Below are 17317 nucleotides of genomic sequence, written 5' to 3'. Positions count from 1 at the left end.
GCAGAAGGGTGTAGGCAGGCTATCGTAATTCTCCAACGAGGCGGTTCCCTCGGGCTCCCCAACCCGTTGGACCGAAGCCCCCGCTCATCCTCATGCACCCGAAGCCTCAGCAGACCCACGCCACTCCACCACAAGAGCAGCGCTACCGGGACCTCGCCGAGCGGCGGGCGTCCCCGGACGCGCTGGCTCGTCGCGAGCGCTACCTCACCGCGGTGGTGGAGATTCAACAGCGGCTGCTGGCGGCCTCTGCCTCGGAGAACCTCTTCGAGCGGCTGGTAGCACCCCTGGGAGAGGCCTCGGACGCCAGCCGCGCGTACATCTTCGAGGCGCATCGCTCCCCGGATGGCAACCAGCTCTTCAGCCAGCGCGCCGAGTGGTGCGTGCCTGGAGTGCAGCCGGAGCTCCACAACCCAGCGATGCAGAACATGCCGCTGGAGCAGCAGATGCCACACCTGTACGAGCTGCTGTCGCGCGGCCAGGTGCTGTGCGGGCTGGTGAAGGACTTGCCGCCAGAGGAGCGGGAGGCGCTGGAGCCGCAGCAGATCCGCTCGCTGCTGATTCTGCCCCTGTGGGTGCATGGCACGCTGGTGGGCTTCATCGGCTTCGACAACTGCACGGAAGAGCGCGAGTGGGACAAGCTGGAGGTGGACCTGCTGTGGGCGGCAGCCGGGGCCATCGCGCTGGCCATGGAGCAGCGGCAGTCCGAGCGGGCGCTGCGTGAGCGGGAGCTGCGCTTTCGGCGCATCGCGGAGAACGCCTCGGATGTGCTGTACCGCTACCAGCTGGCGGGTACGCGCAGCTTCGCCTTCATCAGCGGCGTGGTGACGAAGAGCCTGGGCTTCACCCCCGAGGAGCACTACCGGGACCCGGGGCTCTGGCACCGCCAGGTGCACCCGGAGGACATGCCGCTCCTCGAGCAGCTGCTGTCGGAGCCGCACCGGATGCCGGACGCGCCCGTGGTGGTGCGCTTCACCCGGCGCGACGGGCGGCTGGTGTGGTTGCAGCAAGTGGTGACGCCGGTGCTGGACGCCACCGGGCTGTGCGTGGCCGTGGAGGGCATTGCCCGGGACATCACCGAGCGCCGCCAGTTCGAGGAGGCCCTCAAGCTGTCCGAGGCCAGCTTCCGCCTGCTGCTGGAGGGCGTGCCGGAGCCAGCGGCCATCCAGCGCGACGAGCACATCATCTACGCCAACTCGGCGCTGGTGACGGCCCTGGGCTTCGAGCGTCCGCAGGACTTGATGAACCGGCAGCTCCAGGAGTTCCTCGTGGACGAGCCGCCGACACCCGAGGGCATGGTGTCGCTGGTGACGGGCGAGAAGCGCCTGCGGCGCAAGGACGGCACGGTGCTGGTGACGGAGTTCGCCTCGCTGCCACTGCTCTTCGACGGAGAGCCGGCCGTGGTGTCCATCGCGCGCGACGTCACCGAGCAGCGCAAGCTTCAGTCGCAGCTCTCGCTGACGGACCGCATGGCCTCCATGGGCACGCTGGCCGCGGGCATCGCCCACGAAATCAACAACCCGCTGGCCTTCGTCATCTCCAACCTGGGCTTCCTCCTGGACGAGATGCGCCGCATGCCCTCGGTGCTGCCGGGCGGCCTGGTGGCGCGGCCCGAGGTGGACGAGTGGCGCTCGGTGCTGATGGAGGCCCGCGAGGGCGCCGAGCGCGTGCGGCAGATTGTCCGCCAGCTCAAGTCCTTCTCCCGTCCGGACGAGGAGCGGCAGGAGGCGGTGGATCTGCACGCGGTGCTGGACTCGGCGGTGATGCTGGCCGCCAATGAAATCAAGCACCGGGCGCGGCTCACGCGCGAGTACGGGCCGACGCTGCACGCGAAGGGCAACGAGGGCCGGCTGTGCCAGGTGTTCCTCAACCTGGTGGTGAACGCGGCGCAGGCCATCCCCGAGGGCGCGGCGGAGAAGAATGAGATCCGCCTGGTGACACGCGCGGGCGAGCCGGGCCGGGTGGTGGTGGAGGTGCGGGACACGGGCACGGGCATCTCCCCCGAGGTGATAGGGCGCATCTTCGATCCCTTCTTCACCACCAAGCAGGTGGGGGTGGGCACGGGACTGGGCCTGTCCATCTGCCACGGCATCATCACCAGCCTGGGCGGTGAAATCTCCGTGGAGAGCCAGCAGGGCCAGGGCACCACGGTGCGGGTGGTGCTGCCCGCGGCCGAGCAGGGGGCCCGAGTGGAGAAGCCGATGGCCGCACCGCAGATCCCCATCACCCAGCGTGGACGGGTGCTCATCGTGGACGACGAGCCGGCGGTGGGACGTGCGCTGAAGCGGATTCTGCGCGAGCACGAGGTGGAGCTGGCCACCAGCGGGCGGCAGGCACTGGAGAAGCTGTCGGCGGACTCGCGCTTCCACGCCGTGCTGTGCGACGTGATGATGCCGGACCTGGGTGGCAAGGACCTGTACGAGGCCATCCAGCAGGCCGGCTCGGGGCTGGAGCGGCGCTTCGTCTTCGTCTCCGGCGGTGCCTTCACCCAGGGAGCCCGAGACTTCCTGGCTCGGGTGCCCAACCCCACGCTGGAGAAGCCCTTCGACGAGACGGCGGTACGGCGCATCGTGCGCGAGCTGGTGCTGAGCAACGCGGCGACAGTGGGGAACTGACGGCATCCTCCAGTTGTCGGACCCTCCTCCTGGTGACGGATGGGGAAAACGGGGCACCTGGGTCAGGCTGTCCTTCCCGCCCTCCCCGCCTTCCGAGGTCTTCCGATGAACCGGACATCCCTGCTGCTGGTCACCGCCGCCGTGCTCGCCCTCGTGGCGGGGGTGGTGGGCCTGCCCCGCCAGAAGGACACGAGCCACACCGTGGCCAGGCCCGGCGAGACGCCCACGGGGGTGGTGCTGCCTCCCGTCACGGCGAAGGACGGCGCGCTGACGCTGACGGGCAAGCTGTCCGGGGCGTACCTGATGGCCGGGCAGAGCGAGGCCTACGCCGTGCTGACGGCGCGCGCGGACCAGCCCCGCGAGGTGAAGCGCGTGCCGGTGAGCCTGGCGCTGGTCATCGACCGCTCGGGCTCCATGCGCGGACAGAAGCTGACGGACGCGAAGCAGGCGGCGCGGCTACTGGTGCAGCGCCTGGGCGAGGAGGACCGGCTGGCGCTGGTGCACTACGGCTCGGATGTGCGCGTCTTCCCCAGCCAGCTGGTGACGGATGAGGCTCGCCAGCAGATGCTGGCGTTCGTGGACGCCATCGAGGACGAGGGCGCCACCAACATCAGCGGAGGCATGCAGGCGGCGGCCCAGGAGCTGCGGCCGTACGTGAAGAGCTTCCGGGTGAGCCGGCTCCTCCTGCTCAGCGATGGGCACCCCACGGAGGGCCTCGTCGAGGACCGGGAGCTGCTCCAGCTCGCGGACAACTACCAGCGCGAGGGCATGACGGTGAGCGGCCTGGGCGTGGGGGACGAGTTCAACGAGCGGCTGATGCGGGGCCTGGCCGAGCAGGGCGGCGGCTTCTACGGCTACATTCAGGACTCGGAGAAGCTGGCGGACATTCTCCGGCGCGAGCTGGAGCAGGCGGCGGGGACGCTGGCGCGCGGGGTGGCGCTGAGGCTGGAGCTACCCGAGGGGGTGGTGGACGCGGAGGTGATGGGCGTGTCGACGCGGCGTGAGGGCCGCACCCTGGTGGTGCCACTGTACGACCTGGCAGGCGGGCAAGAGGTGCAGGTGGTGGTGAAGCTGACGCTGGCCCTGGAGACCACGAGTGCGGACCGGACGGTGCTGGGAGTGAAGCTCCGCTACCAGGACGTGGAGGCGGACCGACTGGTGGAGGTGGCGCTGGCGCTGGCGGCGAAGGTGACGGAGGACGAGGAGGAGGTGCGCTCCCACCTGGACCAGGAGGTGCGGGTGCACGCGGTGAGGGCGCTCGGGGCCCGGGAGATGCAGGCGGCGGCCGAGGAGATGAAGCGGGGCAACCGGCAGAAGGCGCTGGGCATGCTGGACAACGCCCGGACCCTGTTCGGCAGCTCGGCGGATGCGCTCGCGGGGGAGCTTGCGGACGTGGACCGGACGAAGGCAGCCTATCTCAACGCCCAGGATGAAACCTCCGTGAAGCGTGAGGCGTTACAGCTTCATCGCAAGTCGCTGAAGACCTTCGGACAGAACAACTCCTACGGCACAGACTAACCAGGAAAGCCCAGCCATGCCCCTGTCGGTACAGCTCCAGGATCGCGAGGACTTCGAGGTGCGCACACTGCGTGCGCTGGGTGGAGGAGCAGCCGCGGGCCTGCTGGCGGTAGCCGCCTCGAGGATGCACATCCACGTGGACGCGGGCTTCTTCGCGGTGGCGGGGGCGGCGCTGGCCGGGGCACGCACGGACTGGAAGGTGCGCGTGGGGATGCTGCTGGGCTTCCCCGTGCTGCTGAACCTCCCGGACATGCTGTACGTCCCCTGGCCCCTGGGTGAAGCGTGCATGGGCGCGCTGGCGGCCGGAGTGGTGGGCTGGCTGGGGACGAAGTGGAAGCCCAGGCCGATGCAAGTGGTGGCCGGCGCGGTGGGCGCGGGGGCGATGGTGCCCCTGGGGCTGTACGTGAAGACGGTGATGGACGCGCGGCTCTTCGACGGGCGCCTGGGGGCCGTGGGCGCGGTGCTGGGCCTGACGGCGGTGGCGCTCTTCTGGAGCGTGGGCATGCTGGCGGCGCATGTGTCGGTGCACGGCAACGCGGTGGAAGCACGGGGCATGGCGCTGGAGAAGCAGATGTCCGGCGAGGCCCAGGGTCTGGTGGCACGCGCGGTGACGCTGTACCGGCAGTGCCAGAAGGAGACGGCACGGCTGACGGCGGGGCCGGGGAAGTCGGAGCTGGTGGGCGTGCTGGAGAAGATGGTGCGCGAAGTGTTCGCCCTCGCCGAGTCGCACACGGAGTTGGAGACACAGCTGCGCGCAGTGCAACAGGGCGACGTGGACGCCCAGGTGAAGGAGCTGCGAGCCAAGGCGGCTGCGGCGACGGACTCGGTGGCGCGGCGGCAGTTGGAGCTGGCGGCCTCGTCGCTGGGCGAGGAGCTCAACCACCTGGATTTGCTGGGCCGCAAGCGGGAACGGTTGCTGGCGCAACTGCACGCCCAGGTGGCGCTGTTGGAGCGGGCCCGCGTGTCCCTGGTGGGCGTGAAGGGAGGCGACGTGGCCTCCAAGGGCGCTCAGGCCGAGCAGCTCGCGCGCAAGCTTGCCGCACTGGGCCAGGAGGACTCGGGTGCACCCGCTCCGGCCCCGCTGCCCGAATCCACCAAGGTGATGAGCTGAGCGTCCCGCTTCGACGCATGCGTTGAGCCTCAGCGGAATTCACACACCGTTACGCAACAGCCCCCCGTTTTTCGCCGATAACGAGAGGAGGAGAAGCAGGCGAGCACTCGCCGGCTTCACCAGGAGACGTTGTGTCTCCGCAACCTCTCCCACCGCTCCGGCTCCCGGAGCAGGAACCGACATCGTGCGAAAGACAGAATCCTCTTCGAGGCCTTGGCTCCTCGACCGCCAGCTGCTGGCGGCCGTGCTCTCCCTCACGCTGGCGGCCTGCGGGGGCCTGCCGCAGGACGAGGGGGGCGAGGATATCCTGGGCACCCAGGAAGCGGCGGCAAGCGTCCGGCTGCGCCTGATGGCCGCCAACACCACCAGCGGCAACCTGCAGAGCTACGACCCGGGCGAAGGCACCCGCATCTTCCAGGGCACCAGGCCGGACGTGGTGATGATCCAGGAGTTCAACTACGGGGACAACTCGGCCACCGCCATCCGGAACTTCGTCAACACCGCCTTCGGCTCCAGCTTCTATTACTACCGCGAGGCCGGCGCGCAGATTCCGAACGGCATCATCAGCCGCTACCCCATCATCGCCTCGGGCGAGTGGGACGACACCCAGGTCTCCAACCGCGACTTCGCCTGGGCGCGCATCGACGTGCCGGGGCCCAAGGACCTCTGGGTCGTGAGCGTGCACCTGCTCACCACCAGCAGCAGCGTGCGCAACACCGAGGCCACCAACCTGGTCAACTTCATCAAGGCCAACGTGCCCACGGGCGACTACCTGGCCATCGGCGGTGACTTCAACACCGACAGCCGCAGTGAGGCCTGCTTCACCGCCTTCGGCCAGGTGGTGAGCACCGCCAGCCCGTACCCGGCGGACCGCAACGGCAACACCAACACCAACGCCGCCCGCGCCAAGCCGTATGACCACCTCCTCGTCGACAGCGACCTGCGCGCCTACCAGACGGCCACCGTCATTGGCTCGAGCTCCTTCGCCGCGGGCACGGTGATCGACACCCGCGTGTACTCGCCCATCTCGGAGATCTCCCCCGCGCTGAGCGCTGACAGCGGCGCCACCAACATGCAGCACATGGCCATCATCAAGGACTTCCTCATCCCCTCGGATGACACCACCACCGCGAGCATCACGGTGAACGCACCCAACGGCGGCGAGAGCTATGCGACTGGCAGCACCCAGAGCATCACCTGGACGGCCACGGGCGTGACGAGCGTGAAGGTGGAGTACACGCTCAACGGCTCCACCTGGACCCCCCTCACCTCCAGCACCTCCGCCTCCACGGGCAGCTACTCCTGGACGGTCCCGAGCAGCGCCACCACCACCGCCAAGGTGCGCGTCACCGACACCTCCAACTCCGCCATCACCGACACGAGCAACGCGAACTTCACCATCACCACCGGTGGTGGGGGGGGCGCCGCGGTGGTGTTCATCAACGAGGTGCTCGCCAACGAGGCGGGCTCGGACGTGAACGGTGAGTTCGTGGAGATCGTCAACTCGGGAGGCACGGCCGCGGACCTCTCCGGCTGGACGGTCTCCGACGGCACCAGCGTGCGCCACACCTTCGCGAGCGGCACCACGCTGGCGGCGGGCAAGGCGATCGTCGTGTTCGGCGCCGCCGCGGGGATTCCCACGGGTGTGACCAACGCGGTGGGCGCCACCACCGGCATGCTCAACCTGGGCAACAGCGGTGACACCGTGACGGTGAAGAACGCGGCCGGCACCACGGTGAGCACCACCACCTATTCCTCGTCGCTCTCGGGCACGGACGGAGTGTCGGCGAACCGCAGCCCGGATGGCTCCAGCGGCGGCACCTTCGTGCTGCACACCACCTTGTCGAGCTCTGGCTCCTCGCCCGGCAAGCGCGCCAACGGCACCGCCTACTGAGTCGCGCAGTCCGTCACCCCACGCGGTGACGACATGGCCCGCCGCTCCAGTCCTGTCCGGGCTGGAGTTGGCGGGCACTCACGTCGCCAACGGCTACTTCGAGCTCTTCGTCCGCCCCGTGTCCTCGCTCCGTCCACGGGCCTCGAGGCCCAGCGGCTTCACCGTGTGCAGGCGGGCCTCGGCCGTCAGCCTCGAGATGACCTGCCCCGGCGTGCCCTGGTCCTCCTCCTTCAGGCGCAGCTCGATGCGCTGCTCGATGTCCTCGCGCAACCGCTGGGCCTCGGCGAGCGCGGCCTGGATTTGATCCCTCACCTGGATGGAGTGCTCATCCATTGCCGCGGTGCGGTACGCGGCGGTGTCCCGGCGCACCGCGATGCGTCCCGCCGAGCCTCTCACCGTCCGGCGCCGCACCACCGTCCGCTTCTGCTTCCCCGCTCCACCCTTGCGCTTGTCCGCCATCGCGGCCTCCTGCTTCACAGTCCACCTGCCCGGAAGGTGGGGCGTGCCTCCATGCGCTGGAAGTCCCCCTCCCGGTACGGCGCAGGTGCGGCCAGGCAGACAGTCGGCCCACGGCCCGCCTCCCGATAACCTGGTCAATCAATCTGCTGACGGTGCTGAGAGCCTCGTGGAGTACCCGCTGCTCAACACAGCCGCGCACTGGGTAGGCTTGCTCCGGCATGACAAAGGGAACGGCCCGAACCACCGGGTGGATATGTCTGCTGGCCCTGGCGCTCCAGGCCTGCGCGACGACGGGAGCGCTGGATGAGCTCGAGCCCGAGGAGGAACTCCCCTCGGGGGAGATGGGACGGGACCCGCCTCCGCCGTGGGAGATGCGCGACGCGGAGACGGACGAGGAAGCGCGCCGGGCCGAGGCCACGGCGGCCCTGTCGGGCATGCGTGGAGTGGCAAGCCACGTGGAGCAGGCCGGTACCGAGCTGGTCTTCCGCTTCTGGGCGCACAACGGCGCACTGACACTGCTGGCCTGGAGGCGAGATGCCAGAGGAGCGGGCCTCGCGGGGAAGGTGGATTCGTTCGCCCCGGGCTTCGAGCTCGACCTGCCCACCTATGTGGGGAGTCGCACGGGAGAGGTTGTCCTCACCTTGAGTCAGGAGCGGCGGGGCTGGGGGCTGCGGTCCTTCACCACCGCGGAGGGTTCCAAACCACTGGAGGCCAGAACGTTGCCCGTGCGGCGCACAGGGGTGACGGCGGATACCCTCGCCCAGGCGCATGCCGTGGCCTCCCAGCTGACCCGAGGGCTGCGGGTCCCCAAGGGGGGCCGTGCTACTGCATCGGTGGAGGTGCTGTTGGATGACGACCGGATTCTCGGTGCGACGATCGTTCGCTACGAATCCCAGGGCGGCGCTCCTGCCCGCGAGCCCTCACCGAACCTGGTCGCGCAAATCACCCAGGCACTCCTGCCGTTCACCCAGGGCATCGGGCCGCGCACGGTACGGCTGAATCTGGAGGCAGAGCATCGCCAGACCGAGAGCCAAGTGCGTTGGCGCGTGATGGAGGCAGAGACGCTACGCCCGGACTCGCCGGCCCCAGCCGACCTCGTCACCGAGCACTACGCGCTCTACGAGCGCATTCTCCGCGAGTGGAGGGAGGAGGCGAAGGACTCCTTCATCCAGGCTGGGGTCACCAGCACCGAGTTCCTCGCCACATGGTTCATCAGCGGTCTCGCGATACGCGGTGGCCTCGCACTCTTCGAGGCGGTGGCGCCCAGACTGGCCCCCATCCTGGCCCGGGGTGGCTCGGAGGCCGTCGCCTGGTTCCGCTCCTTCCTCGCCCGGGTACGCCCGGCGGAGCGGGAGCAGTTCCATCGCTTGTGGACGAAGGCCCAGACGCAGGGACTCTCGGCTGCGGAGATGGAGCAGTTCCGCAAGCTCATGGCCCGCTTCGAGAACCTCCTCGGGGCCAAGCTGGACGACTATGCAAGTGGGGAACTCCGGAAGATGGCTCACAACGACTTCTACGGGAAATTCCATGCCGACCTCGCGAAGCTCCTGCTGGATGAGCGGGGAATGTTCTATCCCGTGCATCATCGCATTCCCCTCGAGTACACCCATCTCTTCCAGCGGTTGAACATCAACGCGCGGGAGAACCTGTGGGGGGTACATGATCTAGTGCATAGGAAGATCAACAAGGTCTGGACGGTGTTCCGACGGGCGAAAGGCAAGGCCACCGCAGAAGACGTGCGGAAAGTGGCTGCCATCGTCGACCGGCACTTTGGCCGCTGGTTCAACCAACCTTATGAAGCGGGACGCTCCGCATCCGCGCTTGCCAGGGCCGAGGCGGATGCACTCGACGAAGTGAAGGTTCTCGTAGACCTCATCCTGAAATGAGCATGACCATGAATGCGGATATTCCACTTCCGGGTCTCGACAGGCTGATGGAGGTGTACCGGAAGCACGGTCTGCCCTTGAAAATCCTGCCGCCGGGGCGCGCTCCCCCTTCGGCTGGAGAACTCGTGGCGGGCCACCCCTTCGATCCCGTGCTCGCGGCCGTCTACAGACGCCTTGGCGGGGCTGAGTTTGGATTCGTGGATGAATTCAATGGAGAGTTCTTCCTCGACCGAGTCGATGACCAGCTCAACGGAATCGTACTGAGGACCGAGGGATTTCGCGACGAGGAGGAGCCCTGGCGCTCCTCTGTCTTCTTCGGGAACATCCCCGGGCTCGCCTACTACCACGCCGTTGTGCCAAAGCTGGCCGACGAGCGGGGCCGCCAGCCCGTCATCTACATCGATGGCTACATGAACTATGTCCTGCCCATCGCCTCCAATGTAGATCGCTTCTTCGACGCCCTCTCCCACTACATCGACATGCTCATGGTGGACCAGGGCTACCTGTTCGATGGCATGCGAGGCATCCAGTTTCCGGGGAGCGTCCCCGAGCTCATCGCCCGTGACCGGCGGCTCGTCGAGATGCTCCACACCGGCCGCTTCGACTTCATCATGAACCTGGGCGACGAGTTCCAGGACTGGCTCTCCCGCGTGAAGTCCGCGTGAGGGACGCCCCCCCGGCCCGCATCGCCCTCTCCCAGACAGAGGTGTGCCTCATCTACGAAGCCCTTCGTTGACATCTACGAACGCCTTCGTATATTTGTCGGAGGAAGCTGACGGGAGGGAGTGCGATGAGTGAACCAAAGCTGCCGCGCCCAACGGACTCGGAGCTGGGCATCCTCCGAGTGCTGTGGGAGCGAGGCCCGAGCACCGTGCGCGACGTGCACGAGGCCCTGAACAAGGGCGAGGAGGGCACCGGCTACACCACGGTGCTCAAGCTGATGCAGATCATGACGGAGAAGGGACTCGTGGAGCGCGACGAGTCCCAGCGTGCCCACGTCTACAAGGCACGAGCGACGCAGCAGAAGACGCAGCGCCAGCTCGTGACGGATCTGCTGGACCGGGCTTTTGGAGGCTCGCCGGCACAGCTGGCGATGCAGGCCCTGTCGACGAAGAAGGCCTCGGCGGAGGAGCTCGCCGAGCTGCGCAAGCTGCTGGACACCCTGGAAGGGGAGGAGACGCCATGAACGGAGCTGTGTCGCAGTCCTTGGGCTGGGCGTTGCTGCACCTGCTCTGGCAGGGCACGTTGGTGGCGGTAGCGCTGGCCGTGGCCCTGCGCGTGCTCGACCGCCGCGCGGCCTCCACGCGCTACCTGCTCGCCTGTGGCGCGCTGGCGCTGATGCTCGTGCTGCCCGCCCTCACCGGCTGGCACCACTACTCCTCCCTTCAGAATGCGGAGCCGCTCCCGAGCGCTCCCGCCTCCATGAAGCTGACCTCCGCGGCGCTCCCTGCCCCCGGCTTCGTGCTGGAGCGTGCGGTGGACGTGCGCCCCCTGGTAACCCCTCGCGCCCCCGCGCCCACGCCGGTGCTGGAACGCGCGCTGCCGCTGCTGGGCGAGCACATGCACTGGCTGGTGCTGGCCTGGGGCCTGGGCGTGACGGCGTCATCGCTGCGACTGCTCTCGGGGTGGCTGAAGCTGCGCCGTCTGGTGCGTGAGGCCGAGCCCGCGCCCGCCGAGTGGCAGGACGCGATGGAGCGGCTGGCGCGGCGCCTGGGAATGACGCGCCCGGTGCAGCTGCTGCGCTCGGCGGCGCTGGACGTGCCCGCGGCGGTGGGCTGGCTGCGGCCCGTGGTGCTGCTGCCCGTGACGGCGCTCACCGGACTCTCCGCGCGCCAGCTCGAGATGGTGCTCGCGCATGAGCTGGCCCACATCCGCCGCTACGACTTCGCGGTCAACCTGGTGCAGACGCTGGTGGAGACGCTCCTCTTCTACCACCCGGCGGTGTGGTGGATGTCGCGCGTCATCCGCGTCGAGCGCGAGCACTGCTGCGACGACATCGCCGTGGGCACGAGCGGCAACGCGGTCTCGTACGCCCGGGCCCTCACCGCGCTGGAGTCCCTGCGCGTGCTGCCCCTCGGGACGACGAGCCCGGCAATGTCCGCCCTGGGTGGCTCGCTCACGGACCGTGTCCGCCGGCTGGTGGGTGCTCCCGCAGCGCGCTGCTCCTCGCGGTGGGTGGCAGGAGCCTCAGTCGTCACGCTGATGAGCGGCGTGGCGGTGGCGGCCCCCCTGGCGGCCCTCGTCATGCCCGAGCGTCCCGCGGCCTCGGCCGAGGCCCCCGTGCCCCCGGCTCCCGCGAGTGCACCGATGGCCGTCGAGCCCCCCGACGCTCCGGATGCGGTGGTCCTGCCCACGCCGGCCCAGCTCGCGGTGCCGCGCCCGGCTCCCGTGCCCGCGGCCATGGCTCGCGTGCTCCCGGCCCCACTCGCCGTAGCGAGCCCGGTGCTCGCCCAGGCCCCGGCTCCCAACCCCAACCCGAATCCCAATCCGAAGCCGAAGATCGCCGAGGACAAGGACTCGGACTACGACGAGGACGGGGACACCACCCGCGTGGGCGACAAGCCGCTCTCGGTGGATCAGCTCGTCGCGCTCAAGGTGGCTGGGGTCACGCCCGAGCGCGTGAAGGAGCTGGAGTCGATTGGCTACGAGCCCACGGTGGGCAACCTGGTGCAGTTCGGCCACGCCCACGTGACGCCCGAGTACGTGAAGGAGATGACGGACACCCTCGGCCGCAAGCCCACCGCCGAGGAGCTGGTGGAGATGCGGCACCTCGGCGTGACGCCCGAGCGCGTGAAGGGGCTCGCGGCGGCCGGATACGGCAAGCTCTCAGCCGACGAGCTGACCCAGGCGGCGGCGCTCGGGGTGGATGCGAGCTTCATCAACGAGCTGAAGGCCGCCGGCTACGACAAGCTGACCTTCGACGAGCTCGTCCAGCTCCGCGCCCTGGGCGTGAATGGAGAGTACGTGCAGGCGCTGAAGGCCGCCGGCTACGACAAGCTTCCGGCGGAGGAGCTGACGCAGTTCAGGGCGCTCGGCGTGTCTCCGGAGTACCTGCGCGCGCTGCGCGAGGCGGGGCTCGAGAAGCTGCCCGCGGAGGACGTGGTGCAGATGCGTGCCCTCGGCGTGGACGCGGACTTCATCCGCAAGCTGCGCGATGAAGGCCTGGAGAAGCTCTCGGTGGAGGACCTGGTCCGCCTGCGCAGCAGCGGCGTGGACGCGGACTTCATCCGCGAGCTGCGCAAGAAGCAGTAACCGGCAGTCCCCTTCCCCTCACCTTCCACGAGCCCACGGCCGCGCTTCCCGCGCGCGCCGATGGGCTCCCTTTTGCCCGAAGTTCCCCAAAGGAGCCTGAACCATGAATACGCAACGGACGCAGTACACGCTGCTCTTCTCCGCCGTGCTGATGTGGACACTCTCCGCGCTGGCCGCGGCGCCGAACACCGGGACGTGGACGGCCTCGCCGCGCGAGGACAAGCTGCAGATGAACTTCCGCGTGAAGGAGCACGGGAATATGGGGCTCAGCATCCCCCGTGCTTCCTTCCAGGGGCTGAACACCGCGGAAGGCGCGGACACGAAGTTCCAGCTCGCGCGTGAGGCGGGCACCCTGCGCTTCGAGGGCCGCTTCGCCAACGGCAAGGGCGCGGGCCACTACACCTTCGAGCCGAGCGCCGCGTACCTCGAGGAGATGGGGAAGCTCGGCTACACGAACATCACCCCGGACGAGCAGCTCCAGCTCGCGCTCTTCGACCTGGGGCCGGCACGGGTGAAGGCGCTGGCGGAGCTCGGCTACGCGAAGATGTCGCACGACGAGCTGCTCCAGGTGGCCATCTTCCAGGTGACACCCGAGCACATCCGCGCGCTGAAGGCAGCCGGCTACGACAAGCTCACGCTGGAGGACCTGGTGGCCTCGCGCATCCACGGGGTGACGCCGGAGCACATCCGCGAGATGGGTGAGCTGGGCTTCCGCAAGCTGGACTTCGACGACCTGGTGGCCACGCGCATCCACGGGATTACGCCGCAGTTCGTCCGCGAGGCGAAGGGCCTGGGCTTCGGCGAGCTGAAGCTGGATGACCTGATGTCCATGCGCATCCACGGTGTGAGTCCCAAGTTCATCCAGGAGATCCGCGAAGCCGGGTATCCGAACGTGACAATCGAGCAACTCGTGGAGATGCGCATCCACGCAATTGACGGGAACTACGTTCGTTCCCTCTCACGGAATAAGGAAGGCGGCCGGAAGTAATAGAGGGCCTGGAGGGGGAGATTCCACATGCTGCGTAAGTGGATGCTGACAGCGGGATTGCTGTGGGGCGCGGTTGCGTCCGCGGCGATCGAGGGCCCTGGCCGCAATCAGTTCCTCCACGCAGCACGGGCCCAGGGTCCGGTCACGGTGGACGGCAGGCTGGACGAGGACACATGGGCCCGAGCCCCTGTCTTCGACGGCTTCGTGCAGCGCTTCCCGGAGGCGGGCCAGGCGCCCAGCGAGCGCACCGAGCTGCGCGTCCTCTACGATGACCGGAACCTCTATATCGCCGTCACCAGCCACGACTCGGAGCCGGCGCTCATCAACCGCAACCTGGGGCGGCGCGACAGTGACCTGTACTCGGACCGGGTGAAGGTGCTGCTGGACCCGACGCACGACCACCGCACCGCATACGTCTTCACGGTGAATGCGGGCGGAGTGCAGTCGGACGGCCTGTACTACGACGATCGGCAGTACAGCACGGACTGGGACGGAGTGTGGGACGCGGCAGCGGGGCCGCGCGAGGGGGGCTGGGTGGCCGAGTTCGCCATTCCCCTGTCGCTGCTGCGCTTCCCCGAGGCACCGGTGCAGACGTGGGGCTTCTCCGTGCGCCGGGACATCGCCCGCCGCAATGAGGAGCTGGAGACAGTGCTCAACCCGCGCACCAGCAACGCGGTGGTGTCGCGGCTGGGGCACCTCACGGGGATGGAGGAGCTGAAGCCGCAGCGAGCGGTGGAGCTGGTGCCGTACCTGGCGGCACGCACGGTGGCCCGGCCGCAGTTCTCGGACGCGGCGAAGCCCTGGCCGCGGTTGATGGACCCCTCGGCGGACCTCGGGCTGGACTTCAAGCTGGCCCTCACCAGCAACCTGGCGCTGACGGGCACCTTCAACCCGGACTTCGGACAGGTGGAGGCGGACCAGCTCATCCTCAACCTCTCCACCTTCGAAAGCTTCTTCCCGGAGAAGCGCCCCTTCTTCACGCAGGGCATGGAGCTGTTCAACCCGGTGGGGGGACAGGGAGGGCCGCAGACACTCTTCTACTCGAGGCGCATCGGACTGGAGACGCCCATCCTCGGGGCGGCGAAGCTGACGGGCACGGTGGTACCGGGCGTGGAGGTGGGCCTGCTGGACGCGGTCGTCACCGGACCTTGGCGGCGAGACGTGGACGAGGAGCGGCCAGACCGGACGGTGGGCTTGCACCTGACGCGCCCGCTGCACGTGGGCCCCAACAACGCGCTGCCCACGGACCCAGCGGTGCCCATGAACTACCTGGCGGCGGTGGTGCGCGGGCAGGTGGGCACGAGCTCGCGCGTGGGCGGCATGGTGACGATGGCCACGCCGCTGACCGGCGGGTGCTCGCACGAGAGCGCGGCATTGGATGAGGACCTCCAGCCAGTGCAGTGCCTGGCGAGGGGAGGCAACGCGGCGGCGGTGGACTTCGACCTGAAGACGGAGAACGGGGAGTACGGGCTGATGGGGCAGGTGGACGCCTCGCAGGTGGTGGGCGGAGTGCCCGAACGAACGCTGCGGGACGGCACCGTGCTGCGCCGAGGAGACACGGGTTTCGGAGGCTACGTGCGCGCGGGAAAGTTCGGCGGCGAGGGCTTCCGGTGGGACCTGGGCGATGACTTCTCCTCGCCTCGGCTAAACCTCAACGCCAGTGGCTTCCAACGTACGCAGAACGAGCACGCACCGAGGCTCTCGCTGCGCTACCAGCGTCCGGATGGAATGGGACCGCTGAAGGCGTACTCGGCCAACTTCAACGTGGGCACGAAGTGGACAACGGATGGCCGGGCGGTGAACCGGGGGAGCTGGTTCAACTTCAACACAGGCGCGCAGCTGCCGAGCTTCGACTACGTCGGAGTGGAGGTAGGCGCGGACGTGGGCGGCTGGGACGTACGCGAGCTGAACAGCACGGGCGTGCCGCTGGAGAACAGGAACTCGGCCTTCCTGGCACTCATCGTGGAGACCAACGAGAACCGGATGGCGTCCATGGGAGGCTTCGTGGCGGCCTCGCGCCGCTTCCAGTCGGGACCGGTGGCACCGGCGTGGGAGGGACAGGTGAACCTCTACGGGACCGTGCGGCCCCACCCGGCGCTGGAGACGCGGCTGGAAGTGTTCCTGGACCGCACGTCCTTCGCCCCGCGCTTCATCGAGGACCTGGGAGACCACCGCTTCCTCCTGAGCCCGCTGCTGACGGACTCGATGTCGCTGACGCTGCGGCAGCAGTGGGTGGTGACGCCGAGGCTGACGCTGCAGGCGTACGCACAGCTCTTCACCGCCTACGGGGCATATGGCCCCTACTACGAGGGGGTGTCCGACGCAGCGCGCACACGCATCCACTTCGCCAGCCTGGTGCCAGTGGAGCGGGAGAACACGGACGACTTCCACGACGTGGCGCTGAACCTGAACGTGGTGCTGCGCTGGGAGTACCGGCTGGGGTCAACGCTGTACGTGGTGTACACGCACGGCCAGCAGCGCTTCCCGGTGGCGGACGGAGCGAGACCGCCACACACCCTGATGCCGAGTGGGCTGCTGGCGGGAGCAGCCAACGACGCGCTGCTGGTGAAGTGGTCCTGGTTCTGGGGAGCGTAACCAACCACCCCTCTCCCCTCGGGAGAGGGACGGGGTGAGGGTATCTGGTCCCCAGGTTGAGCCCAGATGCACCGCAGGGCGCCTGGCCGAAGGGGTGAGGCAAGAGTTCTAAGCCAGTGGGAGTAAGTCCCTTCAGGGGGAGGTTCCGGCCGCACGCGGGAGCAACTGGTCCGATGGTCGGACCAGTCGGCACGTTGCGCGGCCGGAAGGTGCCCTGTTCTTGCGGCATGAGCACCCCTGAAAGGACTTGGTTCGAGTGGCTTAGCGCTCAATTTGTGTCTGCTCCGTCCGGCCTCTTCGGCTGGTCCGCCCAGCGGAACGCGCGGGCGATATACATCCGCAGCCAAACGTAGGAGCCAAGAAAACCCATGGGGCCACAGTAGAGCACGATGGCTGCCGCCAGGCTCTGTGTATATCCCGCACCAGCCGAGGCGGTCAGTCCAGTGGCCATGTACCCTGCAATGGCAGTCACCATGTCCGGAAGCTCCTTGAGTTGCACCAGCCCGACCCCCAGCAGGAGCTTGGTCAACCAGTCGGAGACCTGCTCCAGATTGGTATTGACCCTCTGATCGTAGAAAGGGAGCGCTCCGGGAGATGCGGCCGGCGGGGGGCTTTCAACGGCCGGCTCTTTCTCGGTCGAGGGAGCTGCAAACTCGGTCTGGAGTACCCGGGGAATTCCAAAAAGAAAGCCCAGCAGCGAGCCCAATCCAAACCAGGCCATGCTCCAGAGCAGTGCGAGAGGAACAAAGCCTTTCTCGGCCTGCAAGCCGATGAGGAGCAGACCGAAGCTGTCCATGGCGAAAATGCCGAGCAATGGGAAGTACCGCCACCACCACAGACCCATCTTCTGAAGCATCTTCGGCTCCACGTGGAATAGGACGGCGCGCTCGGTGCGTGGCTGTTCCTGTCCCTCCTCCTGTTATCGGTAGGGTTCGTGGGTCAGCATGTATCAGGGATGATGTGCCTTCCACCGGGCTGGCAAGGCACTGTCGACTAGCAGTC

12 protein-coding genes are annotated in these 17317 nt (G+C 68.3%); 10 read left to right on the top strand and 2 right to left on the bottom strand.

Annotated features, from left to right (window positions below; all coding sequences use genetic code 11):
* The first annotated feature begins 92 nt into the window (after window positions 1-92).
* From OV287_RS01275 to OV287_RS01260, 4 genes are all read left to right on the top strand, one after another.
* Entirely contained in the window at window positions 93-2612 is a 2520-nt protein-coding gene (locus tag OV287_RS01275) for an ATP-binding protein (RefSeq protein ID WP_267532120.1), read from the top strand.
* Window positions 2613-2717: 105 nt separating this feature from the next.
* Window positions 2718-4130: a vWA domain-containing protein gene (locus tag OV287_RS01270; protein ID WP_267532119.1), complete on the top strand. Its 1413-nt coding sequence runs from the start codon at window positions 2718-2720 to the stop codon at window positions 4128-4130.
* A gap of 16 nt (window positions 4131-4146) precedes the next feature.
* Window positions 4147-5241: a hypothetical protein gene (locus OV287_RS01265; RefSeq protein ID WP_267532118.1), complete on the top strand. Its 1095-nt coding sequence runs from the start codon at window positions 4147-4149 to the stop codon at window positions 5239-5241.
* A gap of 184 nt (window positions 5242-5425) precedes the next feature.
* The gene (locus tag OV287_RS01260; protein ID WP_267532117.1) at window positions 5426-7135 is read left to right on the top strand and encodes a lamin tail domain-containing protein; all 1710 of its coding nucleotides are present in this window, start codon (window positions 5426-5428) and stop codon (window positions 7133-7135) included.
* Window positions 7136-7228: 93 nt separating this feature from the next.
* Here the strand turns inward: OV287_RS01260 and OV287_RS01255 are convergent, their stop codons facing one another.
* Entirely contained in the window at window positions 7229-7594 is a 366-nt protein-coding gene (locus OV287_RS01255; protein ID WP_267532116.1) for a hypothetical protein, read from the bottom strand.
* A 218-nt stretch (window positions 7595-7812) separates the two neighbouring features.
* Here OV287_RS01255 and OV287_RS01250 point away from each other — a divergent pair, with 218 nt between their 5' ends.
* The 6 genes from OV287_RS01250 to OV287_RS01225 all read left to right on the top strand — a co-directional run bounded on the left by OV287_RS01250 (window position 7813) and on the right by OV287_RS01225 (window position 16315).
* Entirely contained in the window at window positions 7813-9480 is a 1668-nt protein-coding gene (locus OV287_RS01250) for a hypothetical protein (protein WP_267532115.1), read from the top strand.
* A gap of 8 nt (window positions 9481-9488) precedes the next feature.
* Window positions 9489-10145 carry a hypothetical protein gene (locus OV287_RS01245; protein WP_267532114.1) on the top strand — a complete coding sequence of 219 codons (657 nt, stop codon included), beginning with the start codon at window positions 9489-9491 and terminating at the stop codon, window positions 10143-10145.
* 125 nt (window positions 10146-10270) lie between these two features.
* Window positions 10271-10666: a BlaI/MecI/CopY family transcriptional regulator gene (locus OV287_RS01240; RefSeq protein WP_267532113.1), complete on the top strand. Its 396-nt coding sequence runs from the start codon at window positions 10271-10273 to the stop codon at window positions 10664-10666.
* Window positions 10663-12732, top strand: a complete 2070-nt coding sequence (locus OV287_RS01235) for a M56 family metallopeptidase (RefSeq protein WP_267532112.1) — start codon at window positions 10663-10665, stop codon at window positions 12730-12732. Before OV287_RS01240 ends, OV287_RS01235 begins: the two co-directional genes overlap by 4 nt.
* Before the next feature lie 103 nt (window positions 12733-12835).
* Window positions 12836-13720: a 4-hydroxy-3-methylbut-2-enyl diphosphate reductase gene (locus OV287_RS01230; protein ID WP_267532111.1), complete on the top strand. Its 885-nt coding sequence runs from the start codon at window positions 12836-12838 to the stop codon at window positions 13718-13720.
* A gap of 27 nt (window positions 13721-13747) precedes the next feature.
* Window positions 13748-16315, top strand: a complete 2568-nt coding sequence (locus OV287_RS01225; RefSeq protein ID WP_267532110.1) for a DUF5916 domain-containing protein — start codon at window positions 13748-13750, stop codon at window positions 16313-16315.
* Window positions 16316-16583: 268 nt separating this feature from the next.
* On the opposite strand, the gene OV287_RS01220 is transcribed toward OV287_RS01225, so the two are convergent.
* Window positions 16584-17171: a hypothetical protein gene (locus OV287_RS01220; protein WP_267532109.1), complete on the bottom strand. Its 588-nt coding sequence runs from the start codon at window positions 17169-17171 to the stop codon at window positions 16584-16586.
* Window positions 17172-17317: the final 146 nt, after the last annotated feature.

Source organism: Archangium lansingense (assembly GCF_026626635.1).
GTDB lineage: Bacteria > Myxococcota > Myxococcia > Myxococcales > Myxococcaceae > Archangium > Archangium lansingense.
The sequence above is the reverse complement of the archived record's forward strand: the minus strand, read 5'-3'. Positions and strand labels throughout refer to the sequence as shown.

What these genes read in the sequence shown, in the direction of transcription:
- OV287_RS01275 (WP_267532120.1), top strand. Translation starts at nt 93, where the DNA reads ATGCACCCGAAGCCTCAGCAGACCCACGCCACTCCACCACAAGAGCAG.
- OV287_RS01270 (WP_267532119.1), top strand. Translation starts at nt 2,718, where the DNA reads ATGAACCGGACATCCCTGCTGCTGGTCACCGCCGCCGTGCTCGCCCTC.
- OV287_RS01265 (WP_267532118.1), top strand. Translation starts at nt 4,147, where the DNA reads ATGCCCCTGTCGGTACAGCTCCAGGATCGCGAGGACTTCGAGGTGCGC.
- OV287_RS01255 (WP_267532116.1), bottom strand. Translation starts at nt 7,594, where the DNA reads ATGGCGGACAAGCGCAAGGGTGGAGCGGGGAAGCAGAAGCGGACGGTG.
- OV287_RS01250 (WP_267532115.1), top strand. Translation starts at nt 7,813, where the DNA reads ATGACAAAGGGAACGGCCCGAACCACCGGGTGGATATGTCTGCTGGCC.
- OV287_RS01245 (WP_267532114.1), top strand. Translation starts at nt 9,489, where the DNA reads ATGAATGCGGATATTCCACTTCCGGGTCTCGACAGGCTGATGGAGGTG.
- OV287_RS01240 (WP_267532113.1), top strand. Translation starts at nt 10,271, where the DNA reads ATGAGTGAACCAAAGCTGCCGCGCCCAACGGACTCGGAGCTGGGCATC.
- OV287_RS01235 (WP_267532112.1), top strand. Translation starts at nt 10,663, where the DNA reads ATGAACGGAGCTGTGTCGCAGTCCTTGGGCTGGGCGTTGCTGCACCTG.
- OV287_RS01230 (WP_267532111.1), top strand. Translation starts at nt 12,836, where the DNA reads ATGAATACGCAACGGACGCAGTACACGCTGCTCTTCTCCGCCGTGCTG.
- OV287_RS01225 (WP_267532110.1), top strand. Translation starts at nt 13,748, where the DNA reads ATGCTGCGTAAGTGGATGCTGACAGCGGGATTGCTGTGGGGCGCGGTT.
- OV287_RS01220 (WP_267532109.1), bottom strand. Translation starts at nt 17,171, where the DNA reads ATGCTTCAGAAGATGGGTCTGTGGTGGTGGCGGTACTTCCCATTGCTC.